At 59.8% G+C, this 15,373-nt stretch carries 11 protein-coding genes; 7 read left to right on the forward strand and 4 right to left on the reverse strand.

What is annotated here, in order from left to right; translation table 11 throughout:
• The first annotated feature begins 93 nt into the window (after positions 1-93).
• A complete protein-coding gene (gene pgi / locus AC05K6_RS07835; RefSeq protein ID WP_476728244.1) occupies positions 94-1,797 on the forward strand; it encodes a glucose-6-phosphate isomerase in 1,704 nt (567 codons plus the stop codon).
• A 461-nt stretch (positions 1,798-2,258) separates the two neighbouring features.
• Here the strand turns inward: pgi and AC05K6_RS07840 are convergent, their stop codons facing one another.
• The 4 genes from AC05K6_RS07840 to AC05K6_RS07855 all read right to left on the reverse strand — a co-directional run bounded on the left by AC05K6_RS07840 (position 2,259) and on the right by AC05K6_RS07855 (position 10,536).
• Positions 2,259-3,017, reverse strand: a complete 759-nt coding sequence (locus tag AC05K6_RS07840) for a neuraminidase (protein ID WP_476728245.1) — start codon at positions 3,015-3,017, stop codon at positions 2,259-2,261.
• A 111-nt stretch (positions 3,018-3,128) separates the two neighbouring features.
• Positions 3,129-4,022 carry a hypothetical protein gene (locus AC05K6_RS07845; protein ID WP_293791931.1) on the reverse strand — a complete coding sequence of 298 codons (894 nt, stop codon included), beginning with the start codon at positions 4,020-4,022 and terminating at the stop codon, positions 3,129-3,131.
• Between the two features lie 690 nt (positions 4,023-4,712).
• Complete coding sequence (locus tag AC05K6_RS07850; RefSeq protein WP_476728246.1) at positions 4,713-5,558, reverse strand: DNA-formamidopyrimidine glycosylase family protein; 846 nt, start codon at positions 5,556-5,558, stop codon at positions 4,713-4,715.
• Complete coding sequence (locus tag AC05K6_RS07855) at positions 5,551-10,536, reverse strand: DEAD/DEAH box helicase (RefSeq protein ID WP_476728247.1); 4,986 nt, start codon at positions 10,534-10,536, stop codon at positions 5,551-5,553. The genes AC05K6_RS07850 and AC05K6_RS07855 overlap by 8 nt, the downstream gene beginning before the upstream one ends.
• 34 nt (positions 10,537-10,570) lie before the next feature.
• On the opposite strand from AC05K6_RS07855, the gene AC05K6_RS07860 reads away from it, so the two are divergent.
• From AC05K6_RS07860 to AC05K6_RS07885, 6 genes are all read left to right on the forward strand, one after another.
• The gene (locus tag AC05K6_RS07860; RefSeq protein WP_034993066.1) at positions 10,571-11,335 is read left to right on the forward strand and encodes a 3'(2'),5'-bisphosphate nucleotidase CysQ; all 765 of its coding nucleotides are present in this window, start codon (positions 10,571-10,573) and stop codon (positions 11,333-11,335) included.
• A 35-nt stretch (positions 11,336-11,370) separates the two neighbouring features.
• Positions 11,371-12,297: an alpha/beta fold hydrolase gene (locus AC05K6_RS07865; protein ID WP_034993064.1), complete on the forward strand. Its 927-nt coding sequence runs from the start codon at positions 11,371-11,373 to the stop codon at positions 12,295-12,297.
• Positions 12,287-13,276 carry a lipase family alpha/beta hydrolase gene (locus AC05K6_RS07870; RefSeq protein WP_237744320.1) on the forward strand — a complete coding sequence of 330 codons (990 nt, stop codon included), beginning with the start codon at positions 12,287-12,289 and terminating at the stop codon, positions 13,274-13,276. The genes AC05K6_RS07865 and AC05K6_RS07870 overlap by 11 nt, the downstream gene beginning before the upstream one ends.
• A 92-nt stretch (positions 13,277-13,368) precedes the next feature.
• Positions 13,369-14,190, forward strand: a complete 822-nt coding sequence (locus tag AC05K6_RS07875) for a thymidylate synthase (RefSeq protein WP_476728248.1) — start codon at positions 13,369-13,371, stop codon at positions 14,188-14,190.
• On the forward strand, positions 14,191-14,895 hold the full coding sequence (locus AC05K6_RS07880; RefSeq protein ID WP_034981157.1) for a dihydrofolate reductase: 705 nt from the start codon (positions 14,191-14,193) through the stop codon (positions 14,893-14,895). It abuts the gene before it with no gap.
• A 113-nt stretch (positions 14,896-15,008) separates the two neighbouring features.
• Positions 15,009-15,284, forward strand: a complete 276-nt coding sequence (locus AC05K6_RS07885; protein ID WP_232501695.1) for a hypothetical protein — start codon at positions 15,009-15,011, stop codon at positions 15,282-15,284.
• The last annotated feature ends 89 nt before the right edge of the window (positions 15,285-15,373 follow it).

A 15,373-nucleotide genomic window follows, 5' to 3' on the forward strand; every position in this document is an offset into this window, starting at 1 on the left:
CAGCGCCCACTACGCAGACCACCACGCACCCGCGGCATTTCCACTACCGTGGAAAGTGACATTTGCAGTGATGAAAGGAGCCCGGCAGTGCCCATGCCACAACAACGCGAATCCGCACATAAGACTCGGGAGTGGAAGAAGCTCACCGAATACGCCGACGCAACACGCGGCACCCAACTGCGGGAGCTTTTCACCGAGCAGCCGGGGCGCTCCAGTGACATGACCTATAACGTTGGCCCGCTGCATGTGGACCTGTCTAAGAACCTCATCGATGAGCGTGGTCTGCGACTACTGCTAGACCTGGCTCGCGCGCGTGGCCTGGAAGATCACCGCAGCGCCATGTTCGATGGCGAACACATCAATAGCACCGAGGACCGCGCTGTACTGCACACCGCGCTGCGCATTCCCGTGGATCGGGAGTTTAGTATCCCGGTTGATTCCGAAACAGGCGAGACACAAGACGTAGCCGCCGATGTACACGCCGTGCTGGGCCGTATGCGCGATTTCGCAAAGGCACTGCGCTCTGGCTCGTGGCAAGGTGTCACCGGCCACACCATCAAGCATGTGGTCAACATCGGCATCGGCGGCTCCGATTTGGGCCCGGCAATGGCTGCACAGGCGTTGCGCCCGTACATGACGGCGGGAATTACGCCACACTTCATCTCCAATATTGACCCTGCGGACGTGGCCGGCACCCTCGACGGACTCGATGCTGAATCCACGCTGTTCGTCATTGCCTCCAAGACCTTCACCACGTCCGAGACACTGGCCAACGCCCACGCCGCGCGCCGTTGGCTGCTGCAAAACCTCTCCGATGCTGGGGTTGAGGTCGAGGGAGATGACGCCATCCGCGACATCACTGCCAAGCACTTCGTGGCCGTATCCACCGCTGCAGAGAAGGTCCAGGACTTCGGCATCGACACGAAGAACATGTTTGAGTTCTGGGATTGGGTAGGCGGCCGCTACTCCGTGGACTCCGCGATTGGCCTGTCGCTGATGGCGGCCATTGGCCCACAGGACTTCATGCGATTCTTGGAGGGTTTCCACGAGGTAGATGACCACTTCCGCACCGAGCCGTTGGAGATGAACATTCCGGTACTGATGGGCATGCTCGGTGTGTGGTACACGGACTTCCTGGGAGCACAATCGCATGCCGTGCTGCCGTACTCCGAAGACATGGCGCGCTTCCCCGCGTACCTTCAGCAGCTGACAATGGAGTCCAATGGCAAGTCCGCGCAGCTGGATGGCACGCCGGTGGAAATCCCCTCAGGCGAGATCTATTGGGGTGAGCCCGGCACTAACGGCCAGCACGCTTTCTTCCAGCTGCTGCATCAAGGCACGCACCTGGTTCCGGCGGACTTCATCGGCTTTGTGAACCCGCACGACGATGCGGTTGCTGCGGATGGTTCCACCAGCATGCATGACATGTTGATGTCCAACTTCTTCGCCCAGACTCGTGTACTGGCCTTTGGCAAGAACGCAGAAGAGCTGGAGGAAGAGGGTGTGGCTCCTGAGCTCATCCCGCACAAGGTGATGCCCGGCAACCGCCCGACCACCACCATTCTGGCTAACAAGCTGACCCCGAAGGCGCTGGGCGCACTGATCGCCCTGTACGAGCACATCGTTTTCGTCCAGGGCGTGATCTGGGGCATCAACAGCTTCGATCAGTGGGGTGTAGAGCTCGGCAAGAAGCAGGCAAACGCACTCCTTTCTGCGGTTACTGGCGCGGAGCGCAGTGACGCCGGCGACTCCTCCACCGACGATTTGATCGCTTACTACCGCCAGCACCGGGTCTAGCGCTAACAAGTGGGATAAGTGATTGGATACACAGGATTGCTAACACGGAGGTCTGGGGCGTCGATATCTAAAACGAACCCCGCTTCCGAGTGGCTTGGAGCGTTGCTTGAAATGCTCTAGGCATTTCTTTCCCTACAAAAAGCGGGGGTTCGCCACTGTCCGAGATTCGCAGGCCTCGCCTTCCCAACAAGGCGGTGCACCGAAATCTGCTAACCCCATCGCGGGATCCCTTAATGGAGTGCCGATGCTCCTGGCTGTCCCCATTTTGATTCCGTGGTTGGCGCTTTATGCAATTTGGGTTGCCCTGCACCCTGGCCAAGGATAAGCACTGTCCTTTCGCCGAGCAGGGCGAGAAGGTCGCGCCCAAAAGTTTGAGGGCACGAAGATCTAAGCGCGACAAAGGCTCCCCGCCGAAGCGGGGAGCCTTTAAAGTTGCTGCACTACCAGAGGATCTAACGTCCTTAGAACAGACCCTTGGTGGGCTTGTGCATCACGTCAGTGGTGGTGACTTCGCGGGAGTCAACGTTCTGGTCATTGGCGGTGGACTTGTCCTCCTCCAGACGACCAGTCTGCGTGACGGTGATGTAGTTCACCAGGCGGCCCAGCTTGGTCTTGCCGTCGCCGAAGTTCAGGTTAGCCAGCAGCTTGGACTCACCCGGGTTGACCGGGTTGGACAGGGTGACCTCGAAGCTGCGGACAGACTTGGCCTTGTCGAAGCCCAGGTCGCGAGTGTATGCACCGTTGAACCAGCCCGGAGTGATCAGGCGGTCAACACCCTTTGGTCCCTTTTCGGTGTGAACGTCGATGCGGAAGGTGGTAGCCGGGAAGTCCTGGTAGTAGATCTCGGAGCCAACGTTCTTAGCGGAGATGGAAACCAGGCCAGCGAAACCTGCGGACTTGCCAGCAGCAACGTGGATCTCAGGCTGCAGGTCGTACTTCTCGGCCGGAGCCTCAGCTTCCGGCTTCTCGGCAGGCTTCTCAGCCTCTGCCTCTGGCTTCTCAGCCTCTGCTTCTGGCTTCTCAGCGTCAGCGGCCGGAGCCTCTTCTGCTGGAGCTTCAGCGGGCTTCTCAGCCTCATCGGCAGTGACATCGGTTGCTACTACGTCGTTGTTGAAGCCAGGGTCAACGGCGTCTTCTGCGAAAGCGTTGCCAGCGCCTGCGAAGGCGGTGGTCACACCAATAGCGGCAGCGAGGGTCAGGGAAGCTGCATTCTTCTTCATGTGAGGGGGTTCCTTACTTTGTAGAGGTGCGGGTCGAAGCGTTGCGAGAGTTGATGCGAGATGAAGGTATTCAAGCGCTCCGACGCCACGGGAGTTTTAGCGAAGGGGGTTTTAAGCCTCTGCGGCTGCGTCGTCAGCAGGCTTGTCAGCAGCCTCGGAGTCGGCCGGCTTGTTTGCGGCAGCGTCATCGGCTGGCTTGTTGGCGTCGTCAGCTGGCTTCTCGGCCGGCTTGTTAGCCTCTTCAGCTGGCTTGTTGGCGTCGTCAGCTGGCTTCTCGGAAGGCTTCTCCGCATCCTCCGGCTTAGCCGGAACTGCGGAATCAGCCGGGTTGCCGTACAGCTTCATGTTGACCTGGTTCTTCACCGGGGTCAGAGCGGACCACGGGGTCGGGGTGGACCAGGTGCCGTTCGCCTTGCAGAACTGCTGGGTACCGGTCATGTTGATGGTGCGGAAGCCGTAAGTAGCCTCGCCGGTGTGGCCGGCCGGAACGTCGTACGGGCCGATCTTCTGGCCAACATTCCAGCTCAGGGAGTAGGAAGCCTCAGCGCCGATGCTCTTAGCCAGCTCGTAGGCAATTCCGACGCTGCCCTTGCCGCTCTTGGCAGATGCCTCGCCGCCCAGGTTTGCGCTGACCGTCTCGGTGCGGTCGCCCTTGATGCTGATGGTGATGGTCTGGGTCTTGGACAGTTCCTGGGTCAGCGGGATGGTGTTCTTGGACTGGTTGGTAGCAGAGATGGTGCCAGCCGGGGTGAACTTGTCGTCAACCTTGTAGACGACGGTGCGGTAATCCTCACCGGAGTTGCAGACCGGGTGCGGGTTCAGGATGTTGGCCTTGATGTGGTCGCTGCCGTGGGTGGTGTTGACGATCGGCAGGGTGGGGTTCAGCTTCGGGGTTTCCGGGTAGTGCTCTTCCTTGGTGATGGCAGATGCCGGGGATGCGACTGCAGCTGCAACGATGACAGCAGCAGCGGCAGCACTTGCGCCGTTCTTCCACAGGTTCTTCATGTTTTGTGCTCCTCTTGCACGCCCACTGGTCGAAAAATGCGGTCCGACTACAGCCGGTCCGCGTTAGCGAGTGCATTGGTGATGCTGCGATAGTGCACGTCGCTCTACTTCAAAGGGTCTTGCGAGTCTTCGCCCAGGTGGCTTTGTTCGAATCAGGTTAAGGGGTGCCCTCGCCTGGGTGATGCTCGGTATTCGTGAGGACCGCACACCGCTCAGGCTCTGAGTGACGAGATCCAACTTTAGACCCTCGAAGCTTCTCATTGTTCGACAATTTTGCACCGCAGTGCACCACATTCAATCCCAATGTCATCTTGCGTTAACCTCTAGTTAACCGTAGAAAACTTAGCCAACCCTTAAAACGCCTCTCAGGCGCGCCCGAAACGACATTCACTGTTGATGTACCCAATTCGAACTCGATTTCAATTAGCCTCAGGCCGCGACCATATAAAACTCGATCAAACTGTAGCCCCACCCTGTTCCCGCCGAACATTTCTCAAAATATAAGAACCCTCACCCCTTTTTCGAGCAAAACATTTCAACCATCAACCTGCGATTCACCCCATAACCCCCACTTTAGTGAACTTTAGGTAAACTCTTCTCACCAGGCATTTCTTTAATGGACGCGCTACATTTTACCCCAATATGGGGTTATTGTATCTCGCTTCACTACCCCTGCTGGAGCTTCAATCCTCAGTGCCCTTGACAGTTTGGGCACCACCAAATGATGCGCTCCAGCTCGCCTGCATCCAGTTCCGGATCTCCTTCAGCCCAGCGCCCGCCCAACGTCCCCTGCAAAATTGCCGCCCCACACCTCCGGCACGCTTTCCCTGCACGCCCAAACACCCACGTGCTGTACCCTGGCCGGCGATCTCCAGTAAAAACCCGGTGCGGTTCAAGACGGTTGTCCCACATCAATCGTCGCGCCATATCTATAGCCTTGGCGACGCCTTCTTCTCCCACTCTCCCGACTTCCACTTCCGGGTGCATTCCCACGAGGAACATCACCTCAGCGCGATTCTCGTTGCCAATTCCTGCAACATTCTTCTGATCCAGCAAAGCAGCCCCCAGGGAGCGCGTGGGCCGTGCCATAATCCGCTCGATTGCCTCATGCCTTCCCACCGTCTCCCACTCATCCGCCAGAATGTCCGGCCCCAAATGCTCCACCACCTGCGGGAAGTCGGCAAAGGGAAAGACCCGCACAAATCCCAGATCGTGCCCTACGATCTCAATCTCTGCCCCTCCCGGATGCTGCGGGCTGAAGCGCAATACAATGCGGGCACTGTAGCCAGGCCGACGCCAGCGTTCACCCGCCCGGTGAATCGCCCATACCCCCTCCATCTTCAGGTGGGTGTGGATCACCCGCTCCCCAATGTGCATGAATAGATGTTTGCCATAGGGCCAGACCCGGTGCACTTCATCCCCATCAAAAGTCTCGGTCGCAAACCGCGGTACACGAATATCCGTGTACCGCACCGTCCGCCCGGTCATCCATTGGAGTCGGTTGGAAAGTTGTAGAACGGAATCACCCTCAGGCACGGATACTCAATCCTTTCGGAGTAAGTCGCGCCCCAGCGGCTACCCAATCCGTCGTATTAATGTCCATCACCGAGGAACCATTGACCTTCTCCACGGTCACAGGACTCAATCGTCCAGCACGGACGGCTTCCCGTAGGACTCGAACCACCAGATCTATTTGCGCTGCGGGAATTGCCGGCGACTCCGATGTGGCGTCATTAAAATCGGGCCGAGCAAAAAACACCACGTTTTTACCTCCGCGAGAGACATACGCCTCGGCGCGACCTGCCGCAACGATAATCATGGCGCCAGCAGAACGCGTGGGAGCCATCAACTCGGCGCTCGAACTACCTGGCTGTACAGTGCTTGAACGCGGCCACGGCAGCGTGGAACCGTAGGGGTTCGCCGGATCCAGAACTGACAGCAGCAGCGGAACGGAGGCTTCCGAATTGTTCATTGCCTCTCCACCACGCCCATCCTGCGCGCGCCGCAATTGGGAGATCACATCGCGCGGGGCAAACTGCGCACCGCCCAGGCCTTCGACGATATAGCCGCGAAGGACTTCACCGGAATCCTCCCAAGCGCTCAAAGTTCGATAAGCCTCGGCAAAACCACCGGCGGCCTTTTCAGCAACGACGGCTCCGCGGGTCACCACCGCATAGCGGTCGATCCAAGCCTCGGACAGCACGAGAGCCTTTTCAGCAGCGTCCGGCCTTTCTACGCCACCGGCACCCGCAGTACCTATAGCACTCACTGGACTAACGCCCGATACCGCCGACCAACGCCCTGGCACGGACGAGTGCGCATTCAATGCCTGTCGGGCTGCTCGCGCAAAACCACTGCGCCCCATCCGTACCCGTCGCACCGAGCCACGCCCCTGGTTTCTCCGCGGTGCGCGATGAGCTTGTTTACCGGTGGTCCCTGCTTCCACCAACCGTGCTCTCAGAGCCGCGAAACTATCGGGAGTAACCAGCCCAGCATCGAAGAGTTCCCACAGCGCCGCGTCCACTTCCGCATGTCCCGCTCCCGTCGCCGACTGCAACTCAGCTGCCAGAAACGCACCACCTCGTTGCAGATGCTCGAGGATCTGCGTGGCCACCATGCCGAGGGATGTCCCTTCCTTCTTTTCGACGCCGCGTTCCAGCCCTGCATCACCTCCTAGCAGGTACTCGGCCATGCCAGTGGGCATAAAACTCACCCAGGCATCCTTGGCTCCGGCCTGTCCGGCACCAGTGGTGAGAACCTCCCCGGTGCTGAGCAGCTCATCTAAATCCCTCGGCTGATAGTCCGGAATGCGAGCTGGAAGCACCAGTGTTTCCCATGCACTGGCGGGAATTGGCACTCCGGCAAGTTGTTCGAGCACGCTGAGGAGCTCCTCGCGCTGCATGTGCCCCAACCCATGCCAATCAGCCAGGAACTGAGCATAAGTCTGCTGCGTTACGGGTTCCAGCGCTCCGCGGGCTGCGGCCAAAGTCGCTGAACGCAGACGGCGCAGCATCCCTGTGTACACGTATTGCATCTCGGACTGGGCATCTGCCTCTGCGCCACTTGGCGAGACGGAACCGGTGGCGTCCTCGAGAAACACAAAGTGCCCCGAGCTCAATCGACGCTGCTGTGCTCCCTTAGTATTTTGCGTCCATTTCGTAAGCAGGGCATCGGCCGTTGCGCGTCCCAGGCCAAACTCCGCTGCAGCCTCTGAGGCAGTAGTAGGTCCGCGGTTCTTCATCCACCGCAGCAATAATTGGTCAATGGCATTATCCACCTGATCAACCTGCTCAGCGGCGATGGCAACTCCCGGTGGAACTGGCACTCCCAGCCCATCGCGCAGCAGCGCCATGTCCTCGACAGCAGCCAATTTGGCCTGACCGCCGAAGTTGACCTCCATCAGGCGAGTCGGAATCAATTCGCGCAGTTGATTGAGGCTATCCTCCACTGTCCCCGCCCACGGCTCAAGGCGCTCACACACGCCCTCGGTGCTCAGCGGGCCGAGCGCACGCAGCATATCCACAGCCTGTTCCACGCTGCCAGCCTTGCGCCCCTCCGCCAGCCACTGAGCGGCGTCCACCACGCGCCGTACCGCAGCCGGGTCTAGGGCCATGCCCTCCTCACGGGTGCCCAGTACTTTGGCAAGCAACGCAGGATCCACGGCCAGGGCTGCGGCCCGTTCTGCAGAATCGCCCTCATAAATAAAGGCGCTGGTGTAGGTGAACAACAGCGACTCCGCAAAGGCACTTGGCCCCTCGGTTGTGACCTCCGCCAAACGCACACCACGCTGCCCTAGCCCCGCCACCAAGGTCTTCAAAAAATCCAGGTTGTACACGTCGTGTACACACTCCCGCATGGTTTCCACCATCACGGGGAACTCCGGATGCTCGCGGGCAACATCCAACAATTGGGCGGCACGCTGGCGCTGCTGCCACAACGGTTGGCGCTTGCCCGGGTTACGGCGCGGCAGCAGCAAAGCCCTAGCTGCACACTCGCGAAAACGCGCGGCAAATAGGGCGGAGGATCCCACTTCTTCCATCACATCCGATAGCGTGGCCTCTGCCCGCTCGGAGCCGCCAAAGCCGTGTTCGCCGAGCAAAAGCTCCATTCCCGGAGGTTCCTCGGAATACGGCAGGCGCAGCACCATACCGTCATCTCCTGCCACTGCCATTGCGTCGATACCTGTGCGGCGGTTCAGCTCTGCACCCAACGCCAGCGCCCAAGGTGCATTCACTCCCCGACCAAACGGCGTGTGCACCACCACGCGCCAATCACCAATGTCATCGCGGAAGCGCTCGATCAGCACGGTGCGTTCATCCGGGATGATTCCAGCGGTTTCCTTCTGTTCCTGGTAGTAGGCATCGAGGTTGGCGCGAGTGTGGGCGTCCACAAAATCGGCAGAACGTATATCCCCTAAAGTGTCAGAACCCCAGGTACGGCGGTTCTCACCAATGGCCATGCCCAGCTGCACCGGGCGGCCTGCGGCATCACCCACCCAAAATGGCAGTCGACCAGTGTGCCCGGCGGCGGGGGCAACGATCACCTGGTCGCGGTTAATTTCCAAAATCCGCCAACTGCTCGCCCCCAGGGTGAACACATCGCCCACACGAGATTCGTAGACCATTTCCTCGTCCAGCTCGCCCACCCGGCGCGCGCCGTCGTTCTCCCCGGCAGCCAGGAAAACCCCGAACATGCCGCGATCCGGGATGGTGCCGCCGCTGGTTACCGCAAGGCGCTGTGAGCCGGGACGGGCTTCTAGGGTGCCGGCCACAGGGTCGTACACCACGCGGGCTTTTAGGTCAGCGAAGTCAGTAGAGGGATAACGCCCGCTGAGCATCTCGACAACCCCATCGAAGGCCTCCCGCGGCAGCGTGGAATAGGGATGAGCGCGGCGTACCACCCGCCACCACTCCTCCACGTCGAGCGCGTCTTTTCCGGCACTCGCCTGCACACTTGCAGCCACGGTCTGCTGCGCCAGCACATCTAGCGCATTATGCACCACGTGCAGTGGCTCCAATTCTCCCTTGAGTAGCCGGTCGACGACCACCACCGCAGCCTCAGCGTCCTGCTTGTGCAATGGGTAGATCGTCGCGTGGCTGGTCGCTCCCACGTTGTGCCCGGCGCGACCACAGCGCTGCACTGCCGCAGCCACTGACGGTGGCGCCCCAACCTGTACCACGTGGTCCACCAATCCCATATCGATGCCGAGTTCCAAGGAACTCGTCGCCACCACGCAGCGCAGTTCACCGGACTTCAACGCTGCCTCAATGTCCGCGCGTTCCTCCTTCGACACGGAACCGTGGTGTGCCCGTGCCACGCCTTCACCGCTGATCCCTCGCACTGCGCCGGACTGTGCCATCAACTGTGCTGGGTCGCGCCGTGTTAAAGCCGCCAGTGCATCGGGATCATGTTCTTTCGCCCACTCCTCGTTGAGAGCCCCGGTGAGCCGCTCTGCTGCGCGCCGGGAGTTCACGAACACGAGGGTGGAGCGGTTTTCCATCACCTGCTGGTAGATCGCCTTTTGCACATGCGGCCATACGCTCTTTTGCTGCGGTAGCGCGGATTCTTTGTCCACGCCACTGGCCACCCGTGCGCCCGAGCCATTCTGTGTGCTGCCACCCACGCCCTCGCCAATGAGGCTGGGGCCAAGCAGTGCCTCATCTATGGGGCCTATTGGTTCCTCTTCTGGCTCTTCTGTTGACGCCCCCTCGTCCGCCACCTCATACTTCGCCAACGCGATGTCCTCCGCTGCCGGAGGATCTTGAAAATCCTCCACCACGCTGGTTACCTGCACATCCCACGATTTCGGCTGCTCTGGGTTCACCACCGTTACCGGTCGATCACCGCCGAGGAAACTAGCAGCCTTATCCACGGGATTCACCGTCGCCGATAGTCCGATGCGCTGAACTGCCTGACCCGTCAACATCTCTAAACGTTCCAATGACAGAGCCAGATGTGTGCCGCGCTTCGTTCCCGCCACGGCATGCACCTCGTCGACGATGACGGTGTCCACATTCGCCAGCGTGGCCGCGGCCTTGCTTGTCAGCATGAGGTACAGAGATTCGGGGGTGGTCACCAAAATCTCCGGTGGATTGCGCAGCAGCTTAGAGCGTTCCGACTGCGGGGTATCTCCGCTGCGCACTCCCACCCGTACGGGCGCTACGGTTTCCCCCATCGCGTCTGCCACGCGCGCAATGCCGGCCAGCGGGGCAGCCAGGTTTCGGCTGACGTCTACGCCCAGTGCTTTCAGCGGGGAAATGTACAGCACCTTGGTGGGACTGGACTTTTCAGGCGTGGGGGCGTCATTAAAAAAAGATCCCCCAGAAAGCTTTGACAGTGACCAGAGAAAAGCCGCTAGAGTCTTGCCAGAACCGGTCGGCGCTACAACCAGTGCATTCTGACCTGCAGAGATAGCCTTCCATGCTTGGGTTTGCACGACCGTCGGCTCGGCGAATACATCCCGGAACCACGCTGCAACGGGGGCATAAAAGGAATCCAGCGGGTCAACAGCCATGTGACCATTTAAACAGACCGCTAAAGTAAGAACTATGACGGCTGAACTCAATGATGCGACGCTGGCCCAGAGACTCGCGCAGGGCACCGGGGAAATCCTCAAAGGCGTAAGAAACGTAGGTCTGCTCCGCGGCACCGAACTCGGGAAAGCGGGCGACGCACTAGCACAGGACTGGATTGCCCGGTCCCTCATCCAGCACCGTCCGAATGATGCGATGTTGTCGGAAGAGGCCGAAGATGACCTCGCGCGCCTGGACAACTCCCGGGTGTGGATTATCGATCCGCTTGATGGCACCCGCGAGTACGCAGGCGGCCGCCAGGACTGGGCCGTGCACATCGCCTTGGCAGAAAACGGCGAGATCGTCGAATCCGCCGTGGGCATGCCGGATCTGGGGCGCGTGTTCAGCAGCGCCGAGGTCCGTGCCGTTCAGGGACAGCGCACTAACCGTCTAGTCATCAGCCAAAACACCACTCCCGCCATTGCAGAGTTCATCGCCGAAGACTTGGGCATGGAGCTGGTCACCATGGGTTCCTGCGGCGCTAAAGCCGTCTCCGTGATCCTGGGAGATAACGACGCTTATGTGCACGCCGGCGGCCAATACGAGTGGGATAACGCCGCTCCTGTGGGCATTGCACAGGCCGCTGGTCTGCACACCTCCCGCTTGGATGGCACCCCGCTGCGTTATAACTGCGAGTCTCCTTACCTGCCGGATCTGGTCATCTCCCGCCCCGACCGAGCCGACGAAATTCTGGCCTCCGCCGCGAAGTTCCACGAGAAGCACGGAGCTTATTCTCTCTAGATGTTTAGCCCCCTTAGCCCTTAAGCTAGGGCGGTATGCTTCCTTTTTCCTTCTTGACGCCCCGCCCGGCCTCCCGCAAAAAACTCCAGCTGGATGCCGATGTGCCAGCCACCTTGCAGGGGCGCTTCGTGCTGGGTGCTCCGGCCAATAACCCGCAGAAGGAGCTTTCGGAAGAGCACCCCTATCCCCTGGTTTTTATCCACGGCACGACGGATAATTCCTTCCGGTGGCAGAAGGCCACGACGTACTTTGCGGCCCGTGGCTACTCTGTGTGGGCCTTTAACTACGGCAAGCCGGAAGTCGGCCGTCCCGCTATACCTGGGGTGTTTGCTGTGAACGATATCGACGAATCCGCCGTAGAGATCGCGGAAACAATCGATTACATCCTGGACGTGACAGGCGCCAGCAAGGTGGATCTAGTGGGACATTCCCAGGGCGGGCTGCACATTAAGAAGTACATTGCAGAACATGGCGGACACGAGAAGGTGCATCGTGCGGTGGGCATTGCCGCGACCTATCACGGCACCACGATGACGGGTATGTCCTCGATCCTGCAGAATCTGGTGGATCGCAACCCGGAGTTTGCGGATCTGGTGGCGGGTAAGGCTGCGGTGCAGCAACTGAACCGTTCAGAGTTGATCCGCAAGCTCAACGAGCTGCCAGATACCCACCCAAACGTTACTTATACGAACATCTACACCTCGAAAGATCTTACGGCCACGCCGAATTCGACGTCCCAGCTGGAGTCGGTCGACGGAGCCGATGTTGCCGAGGCGGAGGTCGGCGAGGTCTGCGGGTTGTTGCTACCCCCGGGGCATGCTTCGCTACCTGAAAACGATCACGTCATTGGCCTAGTGGAATGGGGATTGACCCGCGACCAGGGGGATTGCACACCTGTGCACGTGGGTTGTAACGGTGGCCAACGGTGGAAATTAGGCTATCGTTTCTTCTATGACAACTAAGTATCTCGCAGTTGGGCGTATTCGCAGTGCCGCCCGTGCCAGTGTCGCCGCACTGGCTCTCACCCTGACTTCCTCTCTTTTCTCTGCCGCGCTCGCTCCTGCCGCTTTGGCCTCCCCTAGTGATGACGCCGCCGTGCCAGATGGGCTCGTAGGTAAGCATGTGGCAACTACCCCTGTGAACAATGCCCTGTGCGTGCCTTCGCCGGAACATCCGAATCCTGTCGTTTTCATCCACGGCACGTCGGATAACTCCACGCGCTGGCAGAAGGCCGCCAATGCTCTTACGGAGCAGGGCTTTTGCACCTGGGCTTTCAACTATGGAAAGCGTCAGGATAGCAAGCCGAATCTGCTTGGTCTTTATGCCACGGAGGATATCGACGATTCCGCCAAGGAGATCGCATCAACCATCGACTACATCTTGTCTGTCACGGGTGCAGAGAAGGTCGATTTGGTTGGGCACTCTCAGGGCGGACTTCACCTGAAGAAGTACATCGCGGAAAACGGCGGCGGAGAAAAAGTCGACCGCGTGGTCGGCGTGGCTCCGACATATCACGGCACCACGTTAAATGGCATGGATAAGATGCTGCGCCCGATCATCGAGCGCAACCCAGAACTCGCGGAATCCGTGGCGGGCAAGGCCGGCGTGCAGCAGCTGATCGGCTCGGAGGTAATCAACCGGCTGAACGAGAAGCCGGATACTGACAAGCGCGTGCAGTACACCAACCTGTATTCCTCGGCTGATACCACCGCCACCCCGAACAGCACCTCCCAGCTGAAGTCTGTCGACGGCGCTGACGTGGCCAACGTGGAGATCGGAAAGGCCTGTAACCTTCTGATTCCGCCGGGGCACGCCGCCCTGCCACAGAACAACCAGACCATCGGTCTGATTCTGTGGGGTTTAACACGCAAGGCGGGCGACCATAATCCCACTACCAGCGACTGCGCCAACCCGACCAGCAAGTCGACACTCAAATCCTGACAGGCTCCGCGCCCCGTGCGTGCCACCTCTGACTGTCCGACGTAGACTATGTGGGACTTTGAATTAGAGCAGGAAAGGCAGGCGGAGCGTCAGTGGATACCCAGCAACAGCCAGGCTCCATCCCCACCCCGTATGAAGATCTGCTCCGGCAGATTTTGGAGACCGGTACTCCCAAGGGAGACCGAACGGGCACCGGCACCACCAGCCTGTTTGGTCGTCAGCTACGCTACGACCTCTCTGCGGGTTTCCCCCTGATCACCACCAAATCGGTGCACATTAAGTCCGTGGTTGGCGAGCTGCTGTGGTTCCTCCGGGGTGATTCCAATGTGCGCTGGCTGCAGGAAAACGGCATCCGCATTTGGAATGAATGGGCGGACGAAAACGGTGACTTAGGGCCGGTTTATGGCGTGCAGTGGCGCAGCTGGCCCACCCCGAACGGCCAGCACATCGATCAGATCTCGGGGGCTTTGAACATGCTTCAGACCAACCCCGACTCCCGCCGCAATATCGTCAGCGCATGGAATGTTTCCGAGCTGAACAACATGGCTCTGCCACCATGCCACCTGTTGTTCCAGCTGTATGTGGCAGACGGCAAGTTGAGCTGCCAGCTGTATCAGCGCAGCGCGGACATGTTCCTGGGCGTACCTTTCAACATCGCGAGCTACTCGCTGTTAACTCACATGTTTGCCCAGCAGGCGGGTCTGGAGGTTGGCGAGTTCATCTGGACCGGCGGCGATTGTCACATCTACGACAACCACGTGGAACAGGTAAAGCTGCAGCTTTCTCGCGATCCTCGCCCGTATCCGCAGCTACAGCTAAACAAGGCGGCGGATATGTTCTCCTACGACTTCTCCGATATCAAGTTCACCGGTTACGACCCGCACCCGGTAATCAAGGCAAAGGTGGCCGTATAAATGACGACTAACGAAAAGCCCCACCGTCCGACTGGCTATGAGCCCGGAGATTACCCGGATCTCACCGCCGCAGCGGTGAGCTACGCGCTGGAGGCTAAGGGGATTTCCCGCGACCAGGTTGAGATTGGCATGATCTGGGCACAAACCACCGATGGCGTCATTGGTGATGGCGCAGACATGCCGTGGTATCTGCCAGAGGACTTGAAGCACTTCAAGAACGCTACAAGCGGCTATCCCGTCGTCATGGGGCGCACCTCCTGGGAAGCACTAGACGATGGCTTCCGTCCACTGCCGGATCGCACAAATTATGTGATCACCCGGCAGGATAACTATGACGCCCCCGGTGGCATTGTCGAACCGTCGATCCCCAGCGCACTGGCCAACGCCGCCGAGCAGATCCTGAACGAGCTGACGGACAGCGCCGACAAAGGCGAGGGCGCTGACGACCGCACCCCTACAGTGTGGGTGCTGGGTGGCGGTCAGGTGTACGCCCAGTGCATGCCCGTGGCTGACCGCATCGTCATCACGGAGATTGATATGGAGGCACCCGAACGATTCCAGGTGTATGCACCACTGGTTCCGGAAGAGGAATTTGAAGAGTCGGCGCAGGACTGGCAGGAATCGGAAAAGGGCCACCCGGTCGACCAAGAAGTCGATACCGAGCAGCCCTTGCGCTACCGCTTTTGCACCTGGACGCGACGCTAGTCCAGGGCATCAGTTCATTCTGCGCCTGCTTCGCGCGGCTTCTGCTCTTGGGTTTTGCCGCGCTTTCGCGGATGCTCTTGACGATCGCCTCTGAATCAAGGGTGCCATCCGCTTTGAAGAATCCGACTGATTTTGCCACCCCCGACGTCGCGGCACGGTACGGGGCGCCTGGCACCGTGCTCATTGGGCTCGGCTTGGAAGCCGTCGGCGTCCTTATCCTCGTCCTGCTTATGGTCATCGCCGCGCCGCTGAACCTGTACGGCTTGGGCCTGGGGTTCGCCTCCGCGCAGCTGACCGGCACGATGCTGCGGGATATTCCCGTCTATGACTCCAGGCAAGCCTCCGCAACGCAAACGACCGTGTGCCTGGGGCAGTGCTGTAGGCCTTAAGCGTAGGCATAGCCAACGCCGCGCAGTGGTCACTCGTAGCCGCTACCGTATTCTTCGCTCTGAGCTTTGTCGGTGCACTTAGGGTGCTC

The organism is Corynebacterium sp. TUM25020, assembly GCF_056388495.1.

Excerpts from the sequence above, each read along its gene's own strand:
- AC05K6_RS07845 (WP_293791931.1), bottom strand. The coding sequence starts at position 4,022 with ATGAAGAACCTGTGGAAGAACGGCGCAAGTGCTGCCGCTGCTGCTGTC.
- AC05K6_RS07855 (WP_476728247.1), bottom strand. The coding sequence starts at position 10,536 with ATGGCTGTTGACCCGCTGGATTCCTTTTATGCCCCCGTTGCAGCGTGG.
- AC05K6_RS07880 (WP_034981157.1), top strand. The coding sequence starts at position 14,191 with ATGACGACTAACGAAAAGCCCCACCGTCCGACTGGCTATGAGCCCGGA.
- AC05K6_RS07860 (WP_034993066.1), top strand. The coding sequence starts at position 10,571 with ATGACGGCTGAACTCAATGATGCGACGCTGGCCCAGAGACTCGCGCAG.
- AC05K6_RS07870 (WP_237744320.1), top strand. The coding sequence starts at position 12,287 with ATGACAACTAAGTATCTCGCAGTTGGGCGTATTCGCAGTGCCGCCCGT.
- AC05K6_RS07840 (WP_476728245.1), bottom strand. The coding sequence starts at position 3,017 with ATGAAGAAGAATGCAGCTTCCCTGACCCTCGCTGCCGCTATTGGTGTG.
- AC05K6_RS07865 (WP_034993064.1), top strand. The coding sequence starts at position 11,371 with ATGCTTCCTTTTTCCTTCTTGACGCCCCGCCCGGCCTCCCGCAAAAAA.
- pgi (WP_476728244.1), top strand. The coding sequence starts at position 94 with ATGCCACAACAACGCGAATCCGCACATAAGACTCGGGAGTGGAAGAAG.